Source organism: Streptomyces sp. NPDC059224, from assembly GCF_042754285.1.
GTDB lineage: Bacteria > Actinomycetota > Actinomycetes > Streptomycetales > Streptomycetaceae > Streptomyces.
In genome coordinates, this window is sequence record NZ_JBHZAN010000047.1 from 40,083 (window position 1) to 60,190 (window position 20,108).

At 72.8% G+C, this 20,108-nt stretch carries 21 protein-coding genes; 12 read left to right on the forward strand and 9 right to left on the reverse strand.

Annotated features, from left to right (window positions below):
* Positions 1-43 precede the first annotated feature (43 nt).
* Complete coding sequence (locus tag ACFXI4_RS38065; protein WP_385000232.1) at positions 44-247, forward strand: MbtH family protein; 204 nt, start codon at positions 44-46, stop codon at positions 245-247.
* Positions 248-308: 61 nt separating this feature from the next.
* Here the strand turns inward: ACFXI4_RS38065 and ACFXI4_RS38070 are convergent, their stop codons facing one another.
* The 3 genes from ACFXI4_RS38070 to ACFXI4_RS38080 are packed head-to-tail and all read right to left on the reverse strand — an operon-like array spanning position 309 to position 4,984.
* Positions 309-1,379: an iron-siderophore ABC transporter substrate-binding protein gene (locus ACFXI4_RS38070; protein ID WP_385000235.1), complete on the reverse strand. Its 1,071-nt coding sequence runs from the start codon at positions 1,377-1,379 to the stop codon at positions 309-311.
* Between the two features lie 60 nt (positions 1,380-1,439).
* Complete coding sequence (locus ACFXI4_RS38075) at positions 1,440-3,287, reverse strand: ABC transporter ATP-binding protein (protein WP_385000238.1); 1,848 nt, start codon at positions 3,285-3,287, stop codon at positions 1,440-1,442.
* Complete coding sequence (locus ACFXI4_RS38080) at positions 3,284-4,984, reverse strand: ABC transporter ATP-binding protein (RefSeq protein WP_385000241.1); 1,701 nt, start codon at positions 4,982-4,984, stop codon at positions 3,284-3,286. The genes ACFXI4_RS38075 and ACFXI4_RS38080 overlap by 4 nt, the downstream gene beginning before the upstream one ends.
* Positions 4,985-5,968: 984 nt before the next feature.
* Between ACFXI4_RS38080 and ACFXI4_RS38085 the strand changes: the two genes are divergently transcribed.
* The 7 genes from ACFXI4_RS38085 to ACFXI4_RS38115 all read left to right on the forward strand — a co-directional run bounded on the left by ACFXI4_RS38085 (position 5,969) and on the right by ACFXI4_RS38115 (position 12,134).
* Entirely contained in the window at positions 5,969-6,742 is a 774-nt protein-coding gene (locus tag ACFXI4_RS38085; protein ID WP_385000244.1) for a HipA family kinase, read from the forward strand.
* Positions 6,743-6,771: 29 nt separating this feature from the next.
* Complete coding sequence (locus tag ACFXI4_RS38090; RefSeq protein ID WP_385000284.1) at positions 6,772-7,188, forward strand: DUF3037 domain-containing protein; 417 nt, start codon at positions 6,772-6,774, stop codon at positions 7,186-7,188.
* 171 nt (positions 7,189-7,359) lie between these two features.
* Positions 7,360-8,121: a 3-oxoacyl-ACP reductase FabG gene (fabG, locus tag ACFXI4_RS38095; protein WP_362724955.1), complete on the forward strand. Its 762-nt coding sequence runs from the start codon at positions 7,360-7,362 to the stop codon at positions 8,119-8,121.
* A 42-nt stretch (positions 8,122-8,163) separates the two neighbouring features.
* Complete coding sequence (locus ACFXI4_RS38100) at positions 8,164-8,925, forward strand: SDR family oxidoreductase (RefSeq protein ID WP_362724952.1); 762 nt, start codon at positions 8,164-8,166, stop codon at positions 8,923-8,925.
* 231 nt (positions 8,926-9,156) lie between these two features.
* On the forward strand, positions 9,157-10,731 hold the full coding sequence (locus tag ACFXI4_RS38105) for an ABC transporter substrate-binding protein (RefSeq protein WP_385000248.1): 1,575 nt from the start codon (positions 9,157-9,159) through the stop codon (positions 10,729-10,731).
* Positions 10,732-10,823: 92 nt separating this feature from the next.
* Positions 10,824-11,510: a uracil-DNA glycosylase gene (ung, locus tag ACFXI4_RS38110; protein ID WP_362724961.1), complete on the forward strand. Its 687-nt coding sequence runs from the start codon at positions 10,824-10,826 to the stop codon at positions 11,508-11,510.
* Between the two features lie 105 nt (positions 11,511-11,615).
* Positions 11,616-12,134, forward strand: a complete 519-nt coding sequence (locus ACFXI4_RS38115) for a hypothetical protein (RefSeq protein WP_385000251.1) — start codon at positions 11,616-11,618, stop codon at positions 12,132-12,134.
* Positions 12,135-12,150: 16 nt separating this feature from the next.
* Here ACFXI4_RS38115 and ACFXI4_RS38120 read toward each other — a convergent pair whose 3' ends face one another.
* Together ACFXI4_RS38120 and ACFXI4_RS38125 are read right to left on the reverse strand one after the other, a co-directional pair.
* Positions 12,151-12,606: a hypothetical protein gene (locus tag ACFXI4_RS38120; protein WP_385000254.1), complete on the reverse strand. Its 456-nt coding sequence runs from the start codon at positions 12,604-12,606 to the stop codon at positions 12,151-12,153.
* A gap of 112 nt (positions 12,607-12,718) precedes the next feature.
* A complete protein-coding gene (locus ACFXI4_RS38125) occupies positions 12,719-13,231 on the reverse strand; it encodes a DinB family protein (RefSeq protein ID WP_385000257.1) in 513 nt (170 codons plus the stop codon).
* Positions 13,232-13,325: 94 nt separating this feature from the next.
* Here ACFXI4_RS38125 and ACFXI4_RS38130 point away from each other — a divergent pair, with 94 nt between their 5' ends.
* On the forward strand, positions 13,326-14,237 hold the full coding sequence (locus ACFXI4_RS38130) for a Gfo/Idh/MocA family protein (protein WP_385000260.1): 912 nt from the start codon (positions 13,326-13,328) through the stop codon (positions 14,235-14,237).
* On the opposite strand, the gene lnt is transcribed toward ACFXI4_RS38130, so the two are convergent.
* Together lnt and ACFXI4_RS38140 are read right to left on the reverse strand one after the other, a co-directional pair.
* On the reverse strand, positions 14,155-15,735 hold the full coding sequence (lnt, locus tag ACFXI4_RS38135; protein WP_385000263.1) for an apolipoprotein N-acyltransferase: 1,581 nt from the start codon (positions 15,733-15,735) through the stop codon (positions 14,155-14,157). The two genes, ACFXI4_RS38130 and lnt, sit on opposite strands and share 83 nt — an antisense overlap.
* 74 nt (positions 15,736-15,809) lie before the next feature.
* Complete coding sequence (locus ACFXI4_RS38140; protein ID WP_385000266.1) at positions 15,810-16,295, reverse strand: nuclear transport factor 2 family protein; 486 nt, start codon at positions 16,293-16,295, stop codon at positions 15,810-15,812.
* A gap of 439 nt (positions 16,296-16,734) precedes the next feature.
* Between ACFXI4_RS38140 and ACFXI4_RS38145 the strand changes: the two genes are divergently transcribed.
* Positions 16,735-17,475: an SDR family NAD(P)-dependent oxidoreductase gene (locus ACFXI4_RS38145; protein WP_385000269.1), complete on the forward strand. Its 741-nt coding sequence runs from the start codon at positions 16,735-16,737 to the stop codon at positions 17,473-17,475.
* A 13-nt stretch (positions 17,476-17,488) separates the two neighbouring features.
* Here the strand turns inward: ACFXI4_RS38145 and ACFXI4_RS38150 are convergent, their stop codons facing one another.
* Both ACFXI4_RS38150 and ACFXI4_RS38155 read right to left on the reverse strand, forming a co-directional pair.
* Complete coding sequence (locus ACFXI4_RS38150; protein ID WP_362730245.1) at positions 17,489-17,668, reverse strand: hypothetical protein; 180 nt, start codon at positions 17,666-17,668, stop codon at positions 17,489-17,491.
* Positions 17,669-17,916: 248 nt separating this feature from the next.
* Positions 17,917-18,741: a helix-turn-helix domain-containing protein gene (locus ACFXI4_RS38155; protein WP_385000272.1), complete on the reverse strand. Its 825-nt coding sequence runs from the start codon at positions 18,739-18,741 to the stop codon at positions 17,917-17,919.
* Between the two features lie 134 nt (positions 18,742-18,875).
* Here ACFXI4_RS38155 and ACFXI4_RS38160 point away from each other — a divergent pair, with 134 nt between their 5' ends.
* Entirely contained in the window at positions 18,876-19,583 is a 708-nt protein-coding gene (locus ACFXI4_RS38160; RefSeq protein WP_385000275.1) for an alpha/beta fold hydrolase, read from the forward strand.
* Between the two features lie 54 nt (positions 19,584-19,637).
* Positions 19,638-20,003: a DUF4440 domain-containing protein gene (locus ACFXI4_RS38165; RefSeq protein WP_385000278.1), complete on the forward strand. Its 366-nt coding sequence runs from the start codon at positions 19,638-19,640 to the stop codon at positions 20,001-20,003.
* Positions 20,004-20,108: the final 105 nt, after the last annotated feature.

A 20,108-nucleotide genomic window follows, 5' to 3' on the forward strand; every position in this document is an offset into this window, starting at 1 on the left:
ACCGAACAGACCGAACAGACCGAAAGGCTAAGGACCCGCTGACATGAGCAACCCGTTCGAGAACCCCGACGGTGTCTACTTCGTCCTCGTCAACGACGAGGGCCAGTACAGCCTGTGGCCCGACTTCGCGGCCGTCCCCGCGGGCTGGACGGTCGTCCACGGCCCCGCCGCCCGGCAGGAATGCCTGGACCACATCGAGACCCACTGGACGGACCTGCGCCCCAAGAGCCTGATCGACGGCTCCTGACCGGTGAGAACGAGGAGGGGGGTGAATCCCGGTCCGGGACCCACCCCCCTCCTCGTCCGCGTCACGACGCCGGCTGCCCGACCTTCGTGGCGGGCTTGCCGTCCACCGCCGCCGCCAGCTGCGGCACCAGGCGGTCCAGGACGTAGGGAATGCTCAGCACGGTCGACAGGGACACCGCGTTGCCGTAGTCGCCGGTCTCCTTGACGAAGACCTCACGGCCCTGCTTCACCACGTTCAGATCGCCGTAGATCGCATCCCCGTGCAGCTTGGTGACCGCCGAGGTGGTGTCCGGCACGATCCACACGGCCACGTCCTGGTCGAGCAGGTCGTAGCGCTCCTTGCTGATGTTGGCGCCGAACTGGTCCCCGATCGCCTTGTCGAGGTCCTTCGGCAGCGAGAAGCCGAGGCCGGACAGGAGCCGGGAGCGCGGGTCCTCGCTGCCGTAGACGAACACGCCCTCGTACGGGGTCGCCATCACCGCCGTGGCCCTGGCGAAAGCGGGGTTGGCCTGCTTGGCCGCCGCGAACTTGGCCTCGACGCCCGAGACCAGCGTCCGGGCCTCGTCCGCCTTGCCGAGCGCCTGGCCGATCTCCTCGGTCTGCCGCTGCCACGGCACGCCGTAGTCGTTGTACTGCTTCGGCTGGGCCACCACCGGTGCGAACTTCGACAGGCTCTCGTACTGCGCCTTGGTCAGTCCCGAGTACACCGCGAGGATCAGGTCCGGCCTGAGCGCGGCGATCTTCTCCACCTGGGGGCCGGTGCCGGTGTCCTTGAGCACGGTCGGCGCGGCCGCGCCGCCCAGCTCGTCCTGGGCCCACGGGCCGATCGCGCCCTGGTAGCCGCCCACCCACTCGGTGGTGCCGACCGGGACCTGGCCGAGGGCGAGGACGGCGTCCTGGTCGGTGAGGCCGACCGTCACGATCCGCTTGGGCTCGGACTCGATGGTCGTACTGCCGTACTTGTGGGCGATCGTCACCGGGTAGGCGCCCGCGGACGCGGACGAGCCCGTGGAACCGGAGGAGGACGAGCCGGCGTCGGAGTCGGAGGAACCGCAGGCGACCGCCGTCGCCGTGAGCAGGAGTACGGAGGCGAGCAGGCCGGTGAGCCTGGAGACTCTGGTGGCGTGGGGCATCGGGTGATCCTTCTGTTCTGGGCGACGGGGTCCGGCGGGGTCCGGCGGGGGCGGCTGGGATCAGGGGGAGTCGGTCGGCCGGCAGTTCGGCCGGGGGGCGGCTCGGGAGACGGCGGTGGGGCGTCCGCCGCCGGCCCGGCTGCCGGCCCAGGCCTGCCACAGCGCCGCGTACCGGCCCCGGGCGGCCAGGAGTTCGTCGTGGGTGCCCTCTTCGACGACCCGGCCGGCGTCCAGGACGACGACCCGGTCGGCCGCGGCGGCCTGGCTCAGCCGGTGCGCCACGACCAGTGCGGTACGGCCCCGCAGCGCCTGTTCGGCGGCCTCGTCGAGCAGCCGGGCTCCCGAGCTGCCGGCCTCGGCGGTCGCCTCGTCGAGCACCACGACCGGCGGATCGGCCAGCAGCAGGCGGGCCAGGGCCAGTTGCTGGGCGCGGTCGGCGGTGAGCCGGTGGCCGCCGTCGCCGACGACCGTGTCCAGGCCCTCGGGCAGGGCCTCGGTCCAGCCGAGGGCACCCACCCGGGCCAGCGCGTCCCACAGCTCCTCGTCGCTCGCGTCCGGGCGGGCCAGCCGCAGGTCGTCGGCGAGCGGCCCGGCGAACACGTGCACCTCCTGGGTGACCAGACCCACCAGCCGTCCCGACTCGTCCGGTTCGGCACCGCCGATGTCGACCCGGCCCGCCGTCGGGCGGTGCAGCCCGGCCACCAGCTTGGCCAGGGTCGTCTTGCCCGCACCGGTGGTGCCGACCAGGGCGATCCGCTCCTTGGGCCGCACCTCCAGGTCGACCCCGCGCAGCACCGGGCGGCCGGGCACGTAGGCGTGCGAGACCCCGGCCAGGGTCACGGACGGTTCGCCCGGCCCGGCCGCCGTACGGGCGTCGCGCCGTCCGGCGACCGTGGGCGCGGGTTCGTCGATCACACCGACCAGCCGGGCCAGGCCCGCCGTCGCCGACTGGGCGTCGTCGAGCAGCACCAGCGCGGTGTTGACCGGACCGAACAGGCTGTGGAAGTACAGGGCGGCGGCCGTCGCCGTGCCGACCGACGCGGACCCGGACCGCACCAGCAGGAACCCGGTGACCAGGACGCCGGCGAGGCCCACGTACTCGGCGATGTGCAGCCTGCTGTAGAAGCGCAGTACCAGCCGCACCCCGCGCATGGTCAGTTCCACCGCGGCCCGCGAGCGTTCGGCGACCCGGCGGCCGTGGCCGTCCTGGAGCCGGTACGCCCGTACCGTGCGCGCCCCGCCGATGGTGTCCAGCAGCTGCTGCTGTTGCTCACCGGTGGCGATCCGCTCCTGCGCGTACAGGGGGACGGCGTTGTGGACGTACCAGCGTGCGGTGTGTGCCTGTACCGGCACGGCGAGCAGCGCGGCCAGCAGGAACCGCCAGTCCAGCAGGGCGAGCGCGGCCAGGGTCAGCACGATCGACAGTGCGGAGCGGGCGAGTTCGGGCAGGGCGGTCCGTACCGCGTCGGCGACCCGGGAGACGTCCCGGGTGACCCGGGAGCTGAGGTCGCCCGAGCCCGCCCGCTCCAGCCGCTCCAGCGGCAGCGCCAGCGCGTGTTCCACGAAGAGTTCGCGCAGCCGGGCGAGCACGGTCTCGCCGAGCCGGGACACCAGCGACATGCCGAGCGAGGCCGTCACGCCCTGGACCACGGCCACCCCGGCCAGCGCGAGCACGGGCAGGGTGAGGGTGGCGGGGGAGCGGTGCCGGGTGACCAGGTCGACGATGTGGCCGAGCAGTGGCTGGGTGAGCAGTCCGACGGCCGTGGCGAGCACCATCATGCCGAAGCCCGCGGCCGCCAGTGTCCGGTTCGGGCGCAGCAGTTCACCGACGGCCGCGCGGGTGCGGGCGGGCGTGGCCGTGGGCAGCAGGGCCCGCCCGGGACCGGCCCCTTGGTCGGTCCGGGTCATGCGAGCACCGCCGTCCGGTAGGTCTCGTGGGTCAGTGCCAGTTCCGCGTGGGTGCCCTCGGCGCCCACCCGGCCGCCGTCCAGGAACACCACCCGGTCGGTGACGGCGAGCAGCGCCGGACTGTTGGTGACCACGACCGTCGTCCGGCCGCGCCTGATCTCCCTGAGCCCCTCGGCGACGCGGGCCTCGGTGACCGCGTCCACCGCGGTCGTCGGATCGTGCACGACCAGGACCGGTGGTTCGGCGCGCAACGCCCGTGCGAGCAGGACGCGTTGCCGCTGCCCACCGGAGAGCGACCGGCCGCCCTCGCCGACTCCGGTGTCCGCGCCGTCCGGCAGCGAACGGGCGACCTCGTCGGCGTCGGCGGCGGCCATCGCCCGGACCGTGCGCGGGTCCGGCCCCTCGACGCCCCCGGGGGTCACGTTCGCGGCCAGGGAGCCCTCGAACAGCGCCGCGTCGTGCGCGGCCACCAGCACCGCGGCCCGCAGCCCCGCCGGGTCCAGCCGGGTCAGCGGCACCCCGTCCAGCTCGACCGAGCCCGCCTCCGGGTCCGCCTCCCGGCCCAGACAGCTCAGCAGGGCCTCGGCGCACGCCGGATCGGTCACGGCGATCCCGGTCAGCCGGCCGGCGGGCAGGTCGAGGTCGACGCCGTCGAGGCCGCCGAACCGCACCGCGCGCAGCCGCATCGCCCCGCGCACCGTGTCCGGCAACGGCTCGTCACCGCCGACGACTGCAGGGCCGGCGGCCAGCACCCGGGCGATCCGGGCGGCGGAGGCGCGGCCCTGCGCGAGTTCGGTGTTGACCCAGGCGAACGTCTCCAACGGTCCCAGCAGGAACAGCGCGAGCCCGACCGCCGACACCAACTGCCCCAGCGTCAGGGACCCGCCGAGCGCCAGCCGGCCGCCCACCCAGGCGATCAGCGCGATGAACCCCCCGGTGAGGGCCGGCACCAGACCGGTCTGCCACGCCTCGGCCCGGGCCGCGCGCAGGGTGGCCGCGAGGGAGACCCTGCTGGTACGGCGGTACCGCTCCACCGCCGCTCGCTGCGCGCCGAGCCCCTTCAGCACCCGCAGCCCGGCCACCAGGTCGGCGGCGACCCCGGCGGCGCCCGCGGCCCGGTCCTGCTCGGCCTCGCTGCGCCGCTCCAGCGGCTTGCTGAGCAGATGTCCCAGCCACAGCAGCGCCGGGGTGCCCAGCAGCACGATCAGGCCGAGCGGCACGGAGGTCAGCAGCAGGACCACGGCGCTCACGGCGATGCCGGCGAGCGCCCAGATCCCGCTCATCAGCGCCATGCTGACCGCGCCGACCCGCTTGGCGTCCTCGGTGGCCACGTTGGCGAGTTCGCCGGAGAGCCGGTCCTCCTCCGCGCCGCCCCGGGGGTCGAGCACCCGGTGCACGATCGCCAGCCGGAGGGTGTGCGCGGCCTCCTCGGCGCCGCGTTCACCGGCGCGCGCGCCGAGCCGGAAGCTCCACGACAGGCACACGTACAGGACGGCCAGCACGCCCAGCCACAGCACCAGGCGCCCGGCGTCCTGTCCGGCCACGGCCTGGTCGACGACGACCCCGATGAGGACGGGGACCAGCGCTTCGCCGAGTTGGTGCACACAGCCGAGCACGGAGCCGAGGGCGAGCCGCCGCCCCTGCCCCCTGACCGAGCGTGCCAGGACATCGCGCCCCGACGGTTCCCCTGATCCCACCAGCCACCCTCCGGAAACCGGATAACTTAGGTAAGGCTACTCTAAGTAAATACGGTGACGTCAATCCCCGACTCCCTTTGACAGCCCGGCCGATGACAATCCCCGCCCCCCGACCCGCGGTCTGGCCCCGCGCCCCCCGGCCCGTGGTCTCGACCCGCGGCCCTGGTACCCGGCCCGCGGTCTCGGCCCCTGGTGCCCGGCCCCAGCCTTCGGCCCGCGGCGTGCGGTGCCCGGCCTCCGGCCTCCGGTCCGGGTCTTCTGCGCGCGGTTCCCGGCCTTCGGCCCCCGACGGCAGGCGCGCGGTGCCCAGCCCCGACCTCCGGTCCCCGGCAGCCGGTCCGGGTCTTCGGCCCCGGTCTTCGACTCCGGTCTTCGACTCCGGTCTTCGGCCCCGGTCTTCGGCCCCGGTCTTCGACTCCGGTCTTCGGCCCCGGTCTTCGGCCCCGGCAGCCGGTCCGGGTCTTCGGTCCGGGTCTTCGGCCCCGGTCTTCGGCCCCGGCCTTCGGCCCCGGCCTTCGGCCTTCGGTCCGCGGCGTGCGGTTCCCGGCCCCGGCCTTCGGGCCCGTGGCGCGCGGTGCCCGGCCTCCGGCCTCCGGTCCGGGTCTTCTGCGCGCGGTTCCCGGCCTTCGGCCCTCGTCGGCAGGCGCGCGGTGCCCAGCCCCGACCTCCGGTCCCCGGCAGCCGGTCCGCGTCCTCGGTCCGCGGCCCCCGGCAGTCGGCCCCCGGCCCCGGCTCGCCCCCGGCCCGACCCTCGCCCGCGGTGCCCGGCCGACGGGTGCCGCGTCCGCGTCGCGGCCCGCGTATCGGGTGGTGCGGGCGGGTGACGAGTGGCGAGGGGTTCGACGGCCGTGCCGTCGGTGGGTGTGCTGCCCGGGCGTGATCACGCGCGGTTACTATGCTCACTTCATGCCGGGGACCGAGGTCCAGGAAGGCGCCGGAGCCGGCCGTGGACGGCAAAGCTGAAGAGACGGGTGGCCTGGGACAGTGCTGAAAGAGGTCATCGCGACCCGTTACATCACGCCCCTGCGTGAGGGTGGGTCGATGCCGGGGCTCGTCGAGGCCGACGACTTCGGGACGTACGTCCTTAAGTTCACCGGCGCGGGGCAGGGCCGCAAGACGCTGGTCGCCGAGGTCGTCTGCGGTGAACTCGCCCGTCGGCTCGGGTTCCGTATGCCCCGTCTGGTCACCGTGGAAGTGGACCCCGTGCTGGGGCTCGGCGAACCCGAACAGCAGGTGCAGGACCTGCTGCGGGGCAGCGGCGGCAGCAATCTGGGCATGGACTTCCTCTCCGGGGCCCTCGGCTTCGACCCCCTGGCCTTCGCGGTGAGCCCCGAGGAGGCCGGGCGGATCGTCTGGTTCGACGCGCTGATCAACAACGTCGACCGTTCCTGGCGCAACCCCAACCTGCTGGTGCACCGCGGCGACCTGTGGCTCATCGACCACGGCGCCACCATGATCTGGCAGCACAACTGGCCCGCCGCCGAGGCCTCCGCCGCCCGCCCGTACGACGCCGGCGACCACGCGCTGAGCGGTTTCGCCCCCGATGTCCGGGCGGCCGCCGCCGAGTTGGCGCCCCGGGTCACCGAGGACCTGCTCGCCGAGGTGACCGCCGAGATCCCGGACGTCTGGCTGGCCGGCGAGCCCGGTTTCGAGACCCCCGACGACCTTCGGCGGACCTACGCCCGGCCGCTGCTCGCGCGGGCCGCCGTCATCCACGACCGCATCACCGGCATCGAGCCCGGCAAGGGGGCCAAGTGAGCCAGACCCACATCCACGTGGCCGGACATGTGGTCGAGCGCCACATCACCCGGTCCGGCCAGGGCGGTGACCGGGATGTCTTCGAGTACGCCCTGCTGCGTGTCGTGCCCCGAGTGGAGCGCGGCGAGTGCATCAATGCCGGAGTGATCGTCTACTGCCGGGCCAAGGCCTACGTCGGTGCCCGCACCCATCTCGACGAGGCCCGGCTGCTGGCCCTGGACCCGGACGCGGACGTCGCCGGGGTGCGGGCCGCGCTCGGGGCGGTCGAGGCCGTCTGCGCGGGCGGGGAGGCGGCCGGGCTCGCGGCGGGCGACGACCCCGGTCGGCGCTTCCGCTGGCTCGTGGCTCCCCGCTCGACGGTCGTGCAGCCCGGTCCCGTGCACACCGGGCTCACCCTCGATCCGGCGGCCGAGACCGAGCGGCTGACCGACCTCCTGGTGAGGTAATGGGTCACACCCGCGCGGTGTGACGTTGACACCGGGTGCCAGGGCTTCTAGCGTCACGTCCACCGAAGGTACTAAGCGGTCGCTCACCACAGGGCGGGCTCCGTGAGCGGGCTCACCCGATCAGGTTCTCTCAAGGGCGACAGGTTCTCTCAAGGGCGAGGAGACACAGGAATGTCCACCACAGAGCAGCGGGTCGCGGTCGTCACCGGTGCCGCACGCGGTATCGGCGCCGCCACCGCCGTACGTCTGGCCGCCGAGGGCCGTGCGGTCGCCGTGATCGACCTCGACGAGGCAGCCTGCAAGGACACCGTGGAGAAGATCACCGCGGCCGGCGGCAAGGCGATCGCGGTCGGCGCCGACGTCTCCGACGAGGCGCAGGTCGCCGCCGCGATCGCGCGGGTCGTCGAGGAGCTGGGCGCCCCGACCATCCTGGTCAACAACGCCGGTGTGCTCCGCGACAACCTGCTGTTCAAGATGTCCGCGTCCGACTGGGACACGGTCCTGAACGTGCACCTGCGCGGCTCCTTCCTGATGACCAAGGCCGTCCAGCAGCACATGGTCGAGGCCGGCTGGGGCCGGGTCGTCAACCTGTCCTCCTCCTCGGCGCTCGGCAACCGCGGCCAGGCCAACTACTCCGCCGCCAAGGCCGGTCTGCAGGGCTTCACCAAGACCCTCGCCATCGAGCTCGGCAAGTTCGGCATCACCGCGAACGCCGTCGCCCCCGGCTTCATCGCCACCGAGATGACCAAGGCCACCGCCGAGCGCGTGAAGATGGGCTTCGAGGAGTTCAAGGCCGCCGCCGCCACCCAGATCCCGGTGCAGCGCGTCGGTGAGCCCGAGGACATCGCCAACGCCATCGCCTTCTTCACGAACGAGGCGGCCGGCTTCGTCTCCGGCCAGGTGCTGTACGTGGCCGGCGGACCGCTGGACTAGCGGGCACCACGGACTCACCAGGGACTATCGAGGATCACGGACATGACTGAACTGCCCGAGCTGTCCGGCAAGGTCGCCGTCATCACCGGCGCCAGCCGTGGTATCGGCTACGGCGTCGCCGAGGCGCTGATCGCCCGCGGCGACCGGGTCGCCATCACCGGCCGCAACGAGGACGCGCTGAAGGAGGCCGTGCAGAGCCTCGGCTCCGAGCGCGTCATCGGCATCGCCGGCAAGGCGCATGACCTGGACCACCAGAGGGAGGTCGTCGAGCGCACCATGGAGGCCTTCGGCCGCGTCGACTTCCTGATCAACAACGCCGGTACCAACCCGGTGTTCGGCCCGATCGCCGACGTCGACCTGGACGTGGCCCGCAAGGTGTTCGAGACCAACGTGGTCTCGGCCCTCGGCTTCGCCCAGAAGACCTGGCACGCCTGGCAGAAGGACAACGGCGGCGCCATCGTGAACATCGCGTCCGTCGCCGGTCTTTCGGCCTCGCCGTTCATCGGCGCGTACGGCATCAGCAAGGCCGCGATGATCAACCTGACCCAGCAGCTTGCGCACGAGTTCGCGCCGCGCGTGCGGGTCAACGCGATCGCGCCCGCGGTCGTCAAGACCAAGTTCGCCGAGGCTCTCTACGAGGGCCGGGAGGCGGAGGCCGCCGCGGGCTACCCGCTCGGGCGGCTCGGCGTGCCCTCCGACATAGGCGGCGCCGCCGCGTTCCTGACCTCCGGGCAGTCCGACTGGATCACCGGCCAGACCCTCGTGGTCGACGGCGGCATCTTCCTCAACGCCGGCGTGGCCTGACGGCACGACAGACCGTCGTATCCGTGCCGGGCGTCGTTTTCGTCACAGACATTTCGTCCCAGGAGGGGCGGAAGCGACGCCCGGACCGCCGTACGAGATCCGCACGGCCGGGTGACAACGTCGTCATACCACAGCCGATCAACGCCCGTGTTTCCGGGGCGGTTCAAGGAGGACAACGCTGCGGTATGGTCTGCCGCCGACCCCTGGTGCGGCGGATCGAGGAGCGAGCGCGTGTTCAACCGGAACCGAGGCCTTCGAAGAGTGGCCACTGCCGCGTCCCTGTCCCTGGTGGCCGGTTGCGGGGTGTTCGCTGGCAGCGGCACGGGGGAGAGCGGGCCGATCGTCGTCGGGACCACCAGCGCCCCCAGCACGCTGGACCCGGCCGGTTCCTGGGACGGCTCCTGGGAGCTGTTCCGGAACATCTACCAGACCCTGCTCGCCTACCCCGACGGTGCCACCACCCCGCAGCCCGACGCCGCCGAGTGCGCCTTCACGGACTCCGGCAACCGCACCTACCGCTGCGAACTCCGCTCCGGCCTGAAGTTCGCCGACGGTGACGCGCTCGACGCGACGGCCGTCAAGTACTCCATCGACCGGATCCGGACCATCAACGCGCCCAGCGGACCGGCCGGGCTGCTCGGCAGCCTCGACAGGGTGACGACGAGCGGTGACCGCGAGGTGGTCTTCCACCTCAAGAAGGCCGACGCCACCTTCCCGTTCGTCCTCGCCACCCCGGCCATGTCGATCGTCGATCCCGACGACTACCCGGCCAACTCGCTGCGCAAGGACGGCTCGGTGCACGGCTCCGGGCCGTACACGCTCAAGTCGTACGACGACGGCAAGCGCGCCGAACTCGTCGGCAACGACAGCTACCGGGGCTTCGCCCACCGGCAGAACGACGCGGTGACCATCCGCTACTTCCAGGACTCGGCCACCATGGTCAAGGCGCTGCGCGCCGGGGACGTCAACGTCACCTACCGCGGCCTCGCCGCCTCCGACATCGTCGCCCTGGAAGCGCGCACCGACGGCGACCTGCAACTGGTCGACGGCACCGGCACCGACATCAGCTACCTGGTGTTCAACCCCAGGGACCCGTGGGCCAAGGTGCCCGCCGTCCGCAAGGCCGTCGCCCAGCTCGTCGACCGCGCCGCGATCGCCCACGCCGTCTACAAGGACACCGTGGACCCGCTCTACTCCATGGTCCCGGCGGGACTCACCGGCCACTCCACCGGCTTCTTCGACGACTACGGCGACCCCAGCACCTCCAAGGCCCGCAAGATCCTCGCCGACGCCGGCATCACCCGGAAGGTCCCGCTCACCTTCTGGTACACCACCGACCGCTACGGCTCCGAGACCGGCCTGATGTTCCGGGAGCTCAAGCAACAGCTGGACGACTCCGGGCTGTTCACCATCACCCTCAGAAGCCGGCCCTGGAAGACCTACGTCGTCGGCTACCAGAAGGGTGAGTACCCGGTGTTCGGGCGCGGCTGGTTCCCGGACTTCCCCGACGCGGACAACTTCATCGCCCCGTTCGTCGGCGAGGAGAACGCCCTCGGGACGCCGTACCCGGCACCCGTCATCACCGGCAAGCTGCTGCCCGAGTCGCGTGCCGAGAGCGACCGCGGCGAGGTCGTCAAGGAGTTCGAGGAGGCCCAGGAGATCCTCGTCAACGACGCCCGGCTGATCCCGCTGTGGCAGGGGCGGCAGTACGTCGCGGCCAGCGACGACATCTCCGGCGGTGAGCAGGCGCTCGACCCCTCGACGATCATGATGATGTGGGAGCTGCACCGCAAGACCAGCTGGTGAACCGGTGTGCGAGGACGATTGTCAGTGGCCGCCTGTAGGTTCTTGGGCATCAGCAGGAACTGCAAGTGACCGCACATCGTGAGGACGTTGACGTGACCGACATCGCCATGCTGCCCGAGTCCTGGCGCGGGGTTCTGGGCGACGAGCTGCAGCAGCCCTACTTCAAGGAGCTGACCCAGTTCGTCGAGAAGGAGCGGGCGAACGGCCCTGTCTACCCGCCTCGCGAGGAGGTCTTCGCCGCGCTGGAGGCCACGCCCTACGACCAGGTCAAGGTGCTGGTGCTCGGTCAGGACCCCTACCACGGCGAGGGCCAGGGCCATGGCCTGTGCTTCTCCGTCCGCCCCGGCGTGCGGATCCCGCCGTCGCTGCGGAACATCTACAAGGAGATGAAGGCGGAGCTGGGCTGGGAGGAGACGCCTGACAACGGCTATCTGATGCCGTGGGCCCAGCAGGGCGTACTGCTGCTCAACGCGGTGCTCACGGTCCGCGCCGGCGAGGCCAACTCGCACAAGAACAAGGGCTGGGAGAAGTTCACCGACGCGGTGATCCGCGCGGTCGCCGAGCGGCCCGACCCCGCGGTCTTCGTCCTGTGGGGCGGCTACGCACAGAAGAAGCTCCGGCTGATCGACGAGACCCGGCACGTGGTCGTCCAGGGCGCCCACCCGTCCCCCCTGTCCGCGAAGAAGTTCTTCGGTTCCCGCCCCTTCACCCAGATCGACGAGGCGGTCGCGGCTCAGGGCCACGAGCCGATCGACTGGCGGATCCCGAACCTGGGCTGAGCGCGCGGGCCGGGACACGTCGGGTGCGGGGCGGGTCGGATGGCTCCGCGGGGCGCCGGTGGCGGTTAGCGTCGTCGCAGACAGCCGGCGAGCTCGGAGGACGCGGTGGCGGAGCGACAGGAGCGCACGGCACCCGATGCCGTGCTCACACGGATCGGGCAGGTCGTGATGCTGCACCACGCCGGGGACCGGGAGGAGGCCCGCCGGCGCCTGCTCGGCCTGTGGGCGGAGCTCGGCGAACACGGCGAGCCGTTGCACCGCTGCACCCTCGCCCACTATCTGGCCGACACCCAGGACGACCCGACCGACGAACTCGCCTGGGACCTGAGGGCGTTGTCGGCGGCGGACGAGGCGGGTGAGGCGAGTGCGGCGGACGGCACGGTGGGGCTGCGCGGCTTCTACCCCTCCCTGCATCTGAACCTCGCCGCCGACTACGTCAAGCTCGGCCGCACCGAGGCCGCCCGCACCCATCTGCGCCGGGCCCGCGGAGCGGCCGCCGCCCTGGGCGACGACGGATACGGCGACGGGGTACGGGCCGCGATCAGCCGCCTGGAGCTGCGGCTGGGGGAGGACGACACCCCGGGCGGCGGCTCCTGGGGCCCTCCACGGCAACGGCCGAACTAGGACCGTTCCGAGTCCCTCAGCGCCCGTACGTCTGCTCGCAGAGCCGTGCCTGGGGGCTGTCCGGGGGCCAGCCGCCGTACTGCCTGCCGAGGGCGCACACGTCCGGGGCCTTCGGTACGGATCCGGACAGGCGCGGGGTGTCGGCCCGTGGGCTGCGGGTGCGTTGCGGCCGGGGACGCGGGGCGGCCGCCCGCGGAGCCGGGGAAGGCTGGTGCGCCAGGGGCGGGCGCGCCGGGGTGGGGGCGGCCCGACGGGCCCGGCGGGCCGGGCCGACCAGTTCCAGGGCCTCCTTGACCGGCGCCTGCACCACCCGGGGCGCGGCGGAGCCGTCCGGGCGGGGCACCGACGGCTGCGAGAGACCCACGCCGGGCGGCGGGCCGGGCGCCGCCGGACGCTGGACCGTCACGCAGCCGGAGAGGGCCGAGACGGTCACGGTGACCAGAAGAGCTGCGGTGGTGGTCGTTCGATGCACCCGCGCAACTCTGCTGGGTCCGCTCGAAGGTTGACACCGGCAACGGGAGTTTGATGCCCCGCTCGGGTGATCTCGTTGCCCGTACGGGGGGCCGGCGGGTGCGAGGCTGACGTCAGTCGCCGGTCGAACCGTCGATGCGCTCCCGGATCAGGTCGGCATGACCGTTGTGGCGGGCGTACTCCTCGATCATGTGGGTGTGGATCCAGCGCAGGCTGATCCGCTCCCCCGTGTGCCGGCTGCGCCCCTTGGACAGGTCGTCCAGACCGAAGCCGGCCGCGTTGCGCCGGGCGGTCTCGATCTCGGTCTGCCAGCCGGTGTACGCCTCCTGCCAGGTGTCCCCCTCGCCGAAGTGGAACTCGCCGTCCCGGTCCGCGTCGCTCCAGTAGAGCGGGGGCGCGTCCTCGCCGGCCAGCACTCGCCGGTACCAGGACCGCTCCACGTCGGCCATGTGCCGCACCAGCCCCATGAGGGAGAGCGGGGACGGCTCCACGGAGGCGATGGCGAGCTGGGCGCGGGTCAGGCCCGCGCACTTCGCCGCGAGGGTCCGCCGGTGGAACTCCAGCCAGCCCTCGAGCATGGTGCGTTCGTCGGCGTCGTAGGCGGGTGCACGGCGTTCGGTCGTCATGCCCGGCATCCTCGCCCACCCCGGCCGGTCCCACCACGGATTATCGGCCCGTATGCTTCCGGGCAGGGACATGGGCAACCGCTAGGGAGCGTCAGTGAAGGTCGGCTGCATCGGACTCGGCGACATCGCGCGGAAGGCGTATCTGCCGGTGCTGGGCGCCCAGCCGGGCCTCGAACTGCATCTCCAGACCCGTACCCCGGCCACCCTCACCCAGGTCGCCGACAGCCTCCGGCTGCCCGTCGGCAACCGGCACGCGACCCTCGACGACCTTCTCGCCCAGGATCTCGACGCCGCCTTCGTGCACGCCCCCACGGTCGTCCACCCCGAGATCGTCACCCGGCTCCTGGAGGCGGGCGTACCCACCTACGTCGACAAGCCCCTCGCCTACCGGCTCGACGACTCCACGCGCCTGGTGACGCTCGCCGAGGCGCGGAACGTGTCGCTGTTCGTCGGCTTCAACCGGCGCCACGCCCCCGGCTACGTGCAGTGCGCCGACCACCCGCGTGAGCTGATCCTGATGCAGAAGAACCGCGTCGGGCTGCCCGAGGAGCCCCGCGCGATGATCCTCGACGACTTCATCCACGTCGTCGACACCCTCCGCTTCCTGGCCCCCGGCCCCGTCGACGACATCACCGTCCGTGCCCGCGTCGCCGAGGGCCTGCTGCACCACGTGGTCCTGCAGCTGTCCGGGGACGGCTTCACCGCGCTCGGTGTGATGAACCGGCTCAGCGGCTCCGCGGAGGAGATCCTCGAGGTGTCCGGTCAGGACACCAAGCGTCAGGTCGTCAACCTCGCCGAGGTGATCGACCACAAGGGGCAGCCGACGGTCCGGCGGCGCGGCGACTGGGTGCCGGTCGCCCGGCAGCGCGGCATCGAACAGGCCGTGCTCGCCTTCCTCGACGCCGTCCGCGCCGGCAAGGTGCTCAGCGCCCGGGACGCACTGGCGACTCATGAGCTGTGCGAGCAGGTGGTACGAGAGGTCCGGCGGTACCCCGGCGCAGCCTGAGCGCCCGCGCCCGCAGTCCCTCGCCCACGCAGAAGCCGGCCACCACCAGCAGCGCGCCGTCCACCGTCCAGTCGCCGTACCGCACGAACGGCGTCACCCCGCGGGCGATCGGCACCTCGTAGACCCGCGCCGTACTGGCGTCCGTGCCCAGCCACGGGCCCAGCCGCTCCCCGTCGGGTCCGTACACCGCGGAGACGCCGGTCAGCGTGGCGTGGACCATGGTGCGGCCGGTCTCGGCGGCCCGCAGGGCGGCCAGCGAGGCGTGCTGTTCGGGGGCCCAGCTGTGCTGGAACGACGAGGTCGACGTCTGACCTATCAGCACCTCCGCGCCGTCCTCGGCGAGATGCCGGCTCATGTCGGGGAACGCGGTCTCGAAGCAGACCATGGGCCCGATCCGCAGCCCGTGGCCGACGTTCATCACCACCTGCTCGGTGCCGCGGCGCCGGTCCTCACCGGCCGCCTTGCCGACCGAGGTGGCCCAGCCGAGCAGCGAACGGGCCGGTATGTACTCGCCGAAGGGGACCAGCCGCATCTTGTCGTACCGGTCCCCGGTCGGGCCGTCCGCGCCCACCAGGAGGGAACTCTTGTAGATGCCGGGCCGGTCGGAGCGCCGGGCGTCCACGTTGACCAGGATGTCCGCGCCGGTCGCCCGGGAGAGGGCGGCGATCCGCCGGGCGAGATCGGGCCGGTCCCCGAGGTCGTACCCGACGCTGCTCTCCCCCCAGACGATCAGGTCGGGACGCTGCCCGGCCAGTTGCCGGGTCAGCTGCTCCTCGCGGGTGAAGCGCCGGTCACCGCTTGCGGCGCCGTCGACGATGCCGGGCTGTACGACGGCGACTCGGACGTGCCCGTCGACGTCCGGGCGCGGTGACCAGACCCAGGCGGCGGAGGTCGCGGCGGCCGTGGCCACCAGCGAGGCCACCGCCGGCACCCGCGCCTCGCGTACCCGGACGAGCACGGTCAGCGCCACGTTGACGGCCACCACCAGGAAGCTCAGCAACCACACCCCGCCCACGGAGGCCAGCCGCAGTGCGGGCGTCACCTGCCACTGGGTGGCGCCGAGCATGCCCCACGGCCCGCCCAGCCCCTGCCAGGACCTCACCAGTTCCACCGTCAGCCAGCCCGACGGCAGCACCAGCACCGCGGCCGCGGCCCGCCCCGGTGACGGTGCCCCGCCCAGCAGCCGGCGGGTCAACAGGCCCCAGGGCGCCCACAGGAGGCTCAGCAGCCCGGCGATCAGGAAGATGAAGACGTGCAGGCTCGGCAGCAGCCAGTGGTGCACGGCGACCATGAACCCGAACCCGCCGCTCCAGCCGTCGTACGCCGCACGCCGCCCGGTCGGCGCCGAGCGCGCCAGCAGCAGCCAGGGGACCAGGGCCACATAAGCGAACCACCACAGCGACGGGGCGGGAAAGGCCAGTACGGGCAGCGCGCCCGCGAGCGCCGCCACGCACGATCGCCGCCAGGGCGAGGTGAGCCAGCGCTCGACGGTCCTCATGCGTCCTCCTGCCTGCGGGTCCTTCCAGTGTGCGGGACCGGCCGGGATCTCCGACAGGGGGCAGGGGCGCGGGGTCAGTCGGATACGGCCGCCGCGCGCTGGTCGCTCATCCTGCGCCACTTCTCCTCGACGACCACCTTCCGCAGCCGCCAGCCGTCCCGGGTGCGCAGGAACGCGAAGGCGTAGCGGCCGCCGCACACGAAGTCCGGGGCGGTGGAGGTGTCGTCGCCGCCGGCGAACCGCATGGGGTTGATGTAGTCGGCCTGGAGGCGGGCGGTGTCCCCGGCGTCCTGCTCCAGGATCCCGAACCGCACCTGGCGGTTGACGATCAGATGCTGCCGCATCGAGAACAGCGTCAGGCTCCCCGAGAGCCACCCGGCCACCTGCGCGGCGTCCCCCTCGATCCCGCCGGCCGACCGGTAGTCGGCCCGCCCGTCCGCGGTGAACAGTCTGCGGTACGCCGTCCAGTCCCCGTCGTCGACGGCCACCGCGTAGTCGGTGACCAGTCCGTCCACGGCCAGCCGGTCCATCACGGTCGCGAGCTCCACGCGCTGCGTCATCGGCTCAGTGTTGGGCACGGGGCGGCACCAGCCAAGGGGTGCGGGCGATATGCGGGTGATATTCGGCGATGTTCGAACCGGTCCGCGCCGAGCCTCGGTCAGGTGAACGACCGATCGACCGAAGGGGAACCCGAGTTCGACCGGAACCGGCGGGTGCCGATCGGGCAGGCGATAGGGACCGGATCCTCACGGCTCCCGAGCCCGGGCGGGCCGCCGCGTCCGACCCCGAGGACGGCGTCACCGGGGCGGATCCCGATCTGTCGTGCCCCGGCCCGGCCCCCCGAACGGGTCCTGCTCTCCCGTGGGGGCCGGCTGCCCCGCTCCGGGCCGCGGGCCTCTCGCCGTCCGGGCCGCCCCTGGCCGTGGCGGTGGGCGGGGATCCGTGCCGTTGGTCCGGTCGGCCGTAAGATCATCGTCCGGTCGGTCCCAGGAGGTCTGCATGTCACGTCCCGTCACCGTCGTCACCGGTGGGAGCCGCGGTATCGGCGCCGCGACCTGCCTGCGGCTCGCGGCCGACGGGCATGACGTGGTGATCGGATACGTCCGGGACGCGGGTGCCGCCGAGGCGGTCGCGGAGGGGGTGCGCAAGGGCGGGGCACACTGTGCGCTCGTACCGGTGGACACGGCCGTGGAAGCCGATGTGGAGCGGCTGTTCGACACCGCGGAACGCGAACTGGGCGCCGTCACCGGGCTGGTCAACAACGCTGCCGTCACCGGGCCGCTGGGGCGGCTGGCGGACACGGCGACCGCCGATCTGCGCCGGGTCGTGGAGGTCAACCTGCTGGGCACGCTGCTGTGTTCACGGCGGGCGGCCACGCTGATGGCCGCCCGCGGCAACGGGGCGATCGTGAACGTGTCCTCGGCGGCGGCCACGCTCGGCAGCCCCGGCGAGTACGTCCACTACGCGGCGACCAAGGCGGCCGTCGACGCCCTGACGGTGGGCCTCGCCAAGGAGCTCGGACCGGACGGGGTGCGGGTCAACGCGGTCGCGCCCGGAGCCGTCGACACCGACATGCACGCGGCGATGGGCGACCCCGGCCGGGCCCGGCGGATCGGCGCCGCGGTGCCGTTGGGACGCCCGGGCCGGCCGGAGGAGATCGCCGCCGCCATCGCCTGGCTGCTCTCGCCGGACGCCTCCTACACGACGGGCACGGTGCTGCGGGTCTCCGGCGGGCGCTGAGCCCGGTTCCCGGTCAGGCCGCCTCGATGATCCGCCCGCGGATCGCCTCGGCCCACTCGATCACCAACAGCTCGTACTCCGCCCGCTCCTGCGCCGACAGGGTGCCGCCCGCACGCAGCCACAGCGCCCGGATGCTCTCGTTGACCTCGGCAGCAGACCGTTCGGAACCAGGGGTTCGGGAATCGGGGGACATACCGAACAGCCTAGGGGCAAGAACTGACCGTGCGCTACCGGGCGGCTACGCACACCGTATGGGGTTGGTCACGGGTGAGCGGGCGGTCCGGGCGCCGAGCCCTGGCATGTGCCGGGTGAGTGGTCCCGGCGCGGACCGGACGGACCGCCCCTGGCCCGCACTTCCCCCTCGCCGGAGCCGGTACGACGCCCCCGGAGCCCCGGTAGGGGGCGGCCGCCGGGGTTGGCCGAGATGTGCCGCCACCCCCCTCACGCCGTGGCCGTCACCGAGGCAAGCAGGGCCAGCTTCGCGGCGCTGTCGGTGCCGGGAGACGGGTGGTAGACGACGAGGGTCTGGCCGGTCGTGCCGGTGACGGTCAGGCGTTCGCGGTTCAGGTGCAGGCGGCCGACCTGGGGGTGGTCGACGAGTTTGGCCGCGCCCTCGCAGGCGGCCACGTCGTGGCGCGCCCAGAGCCGGCTGAAGTGGGGGCTCGCGAGGGAGAGTTCGCCGACCAGGTCGATGACACGGGGGTCGTCCGCGTCGGCCCCGACGGACTGGCGGAAGCCGGCGATCATGCCGGCGCCCGCGTCGGCCCAGTCCGGGTGCAGGGCCTGCTCGGCGGGGTCGAGGAAGGTGTCCCGCAGCCGGTTGGCGCCTACCGTCAGACGCGGTGACAGCGCCGTCGCCAGGGCGTTCACCGCGAGCACGTCGAAGAAGCGGCCCTCGACGAGCGCGGGCAGCGCGAGGGCGGCGACCAGCTGCACGATGCCCGGCGGAACCGTCTCCTTGCGGTGGCGCCGTCGCTGCCGCCGGGGCCTTCCGGCGCCGAGGCCCAGCAGGTGGGCCGTCGCGGCCTCGTCGAGCCGCAGTACCCGGGCGAGGGACTCCAGGACCTGTACCGAGGGGTTGCGGTCGCGGCCCTGTTCCAGACGCAGGTAGTAGTCGGCACTGATCCCGGCGAGCATCGCCACCTCCTCCCGGCGCAGGCCCGGCACCCGGCGTGCCCCGAGCACGGGGATGCCGACCTGCTCCGGCGTGACGAGCTCGCGGCGGGCCCGTACGTACGCGCCCAGCAGGTTCGGTTCGTCGCTCATCCCGCCACCGTAATCCGGACCGCCATGCCGCTGCCTGGCCCTGTCACCCCCAGGACCGGCGGGGCTCTGCCCCGGCGGGGGCCGGTGCGGAAGCGTGACCGGCGACCGTCACGGCCACAGTGAGGAGCGGGATCATGTCGACGTATCTGCTGGTGCACGGCGCCTGGCACGGCGGAGAGTGCTGGGCGCGGGTCGTCCCGACGCTGACGGCGGCCGGACACCGGGTGTTTGCGCCGTCGCTGACCGGACACGGCGACAAGGCGCATCTGCTGGGCCCGGACGTCGGCCTCGACACCCACGTCGACGACGTCGTCGCACTGATCGCGGACGAGGACCTGACCGACGTCGTACTCGTCGGACACAGCTACGCGGGACTGGTCGTCTCGTCCGTGGCCAACCGGGTCCCCGACCGCGTCGGGCACCTGGTGTATCTGGACGCGATGGTCCCGCGGGACGGGGAGAGTGCGGCCGACGTACAGCCCGTCACGCAAATGCTGATCGACCGCGCCCTGGCCTCCGAAAGCGGTTGGCGGGTCCCGCCGCTGCCCGAACTGCCACCGCCGCACGGCCTGTTCGGAGTCACCGATGCCGCGGACCTGGCCTGGCTGCGCACCATGCTCACCGACCAGTCCGTGCGCTGCTTCCAACAGGCCGTCCGGCTCGACAACCCGGCCGCGCAGGCCGTCCCCCGGACCCACATCCACTGTGTGGCCGACGTACCGGAAGGCATCGTCCGCCGCCCGGTCCCCGCGGCGGAGCGGGTGTGGCGGCTGCCCACCGGTCACGACTGCATGATCACCATGCCGGCCGAACTCGCCGGACTCCTGCTCGCACTCGGCTGATCCGGCAGGGGATATCCGCTGTCCCCGCGCGGTGCGGGGCCGTAGCCTCCACGTATGACGGACCAGGACGTACACGCGGTACAGGCGGCCATCGACGGGGAGCTGCGGCTCCTCGATCCCGAGGTGCGCGCCCGCCCGGAGCTCGTTCTGGAGCTCCTCGACCCGGAGTTCACCGAGATCGGGGCGTCCGGCAGGCGCTGGGACAGGGTGTCCATCCTCACGGTGACCAACGACGGATCGGTGTCCGCGGAGTCGCCGGTCCACGTGAGCGAGATGTCAGGGACCGTGCTCGCACCGGGTCTTGTCCACCTGACGTACCTCGCGGACAACCAGGGGCGCCGGGTCTGGCGCAGTTCCGTGTGGCGGCTGACGGAGACCGGCTGGCGGGTCTACTTCCACCAGGGCACGCCCGCCGCCTGACCGGGGCCGCCCTAGGTGTATTGCCCTGTGAGGTTGGGGACGCGGCTGGCGGGTGGTTGGCCCTTGAGCGCGGTGTGTCCGCGGTGGTGATTGTAGGTGTGCAGC

Bases quoted from the DNA above. Each gene is read 5' to 3' on its own strand.
- ACFXI4_RS38160 (WP_385000275.1), top strand. From the start codon at position 18,876: ATGTCGACGTATCTGCTGGTGCACGGCGCCTGGCACGGCGGAGAGTGC.
- ACFXI4_RS38150 (WP_362730245.1), bottom strand. From the start codon at position 17,668: ATGTCCCCCGATTCCCGAACCCCTGGTTCCGAACGGTCTGCTGCCGAG.
- ACFXI4_RS38125 (WP_385000257.1), bottom strand. From the start codon at position 13,231: ATGACGACCGAACGCCGTGCACCCGCCTACGACGCCGACGAACGCACC.
- fabG (WP_362724955.1), top strand. From the start codon at position 7,360: ATGTCCACCACAGAGCAGCGGGTCGCGGTCGTCACCGGTGCCGCACGC.
- ACFXI4_RS38145 (WP_385000269.1), top strand. From the start codon at position 16,735: ATGTCACGTCCCGTCACCGTCGTCACCGGTGGGAGCCGCGGTATCGGC.
- ACFXI4_RS38165 (WP_385000278.1), top strand. From the start codon at position 19,638: ATGACGGACCAGGACGTACACGCGGTACAGGCGGCCATCGACGGGGAG.
- ACFXI4_RS38065 (WP_385000232.1), top strand. From the start codon at position 44: ATGAGCAACCCGTTCGAGAACCCCGACGGTGTCTACTTCGTCCTCGTC.
- ACFXI4_RS38155 (WP_385000272.1), bottom strand. From the start codon at position 18,741: ATGAGCGACGAACCGAACCTGCTGGGCGCGTACGTACGGGCCCGCCGC.
- ACFXI4_RS38140 (WP_385000266.1), bottom strand. From the start codon at position 16,295: ATGACGCAGCGCGTGGAGCTCGCGACCGTGATGGACCGGCTGGCCGTG.
- ACFXI4_RS38075 (WP_385000238.1), bottom strand. From the start codon at position 3,287: ATGACCCGGACCGACCAAGGGGCCGGTCCCGGGCGGGCCCTGCTGCCC.
- lnt (WP_385000263.1), bottom strand. From the start codon at position 15,735: ATGAGGACCGTCGAGCGCTGGCTCACCTCGCCCTGGCGGCGATCGTGC.
- ACFXI4_RS38100 (WP_362724952.1), top strand. From the start codon at position 8,164: ATGACTGAACTGCCCGAGCTGTCCGGCAAGGTCGCCGTCATCACCGGC.
- ACFXI4_RS38070 (WP_385000235.1), bottom strand. From the start codon at position 1,379: ATGCCCCACGCCACCAGAGTCTCCAGGCTCACCGGCCTGCTCGCCTCC.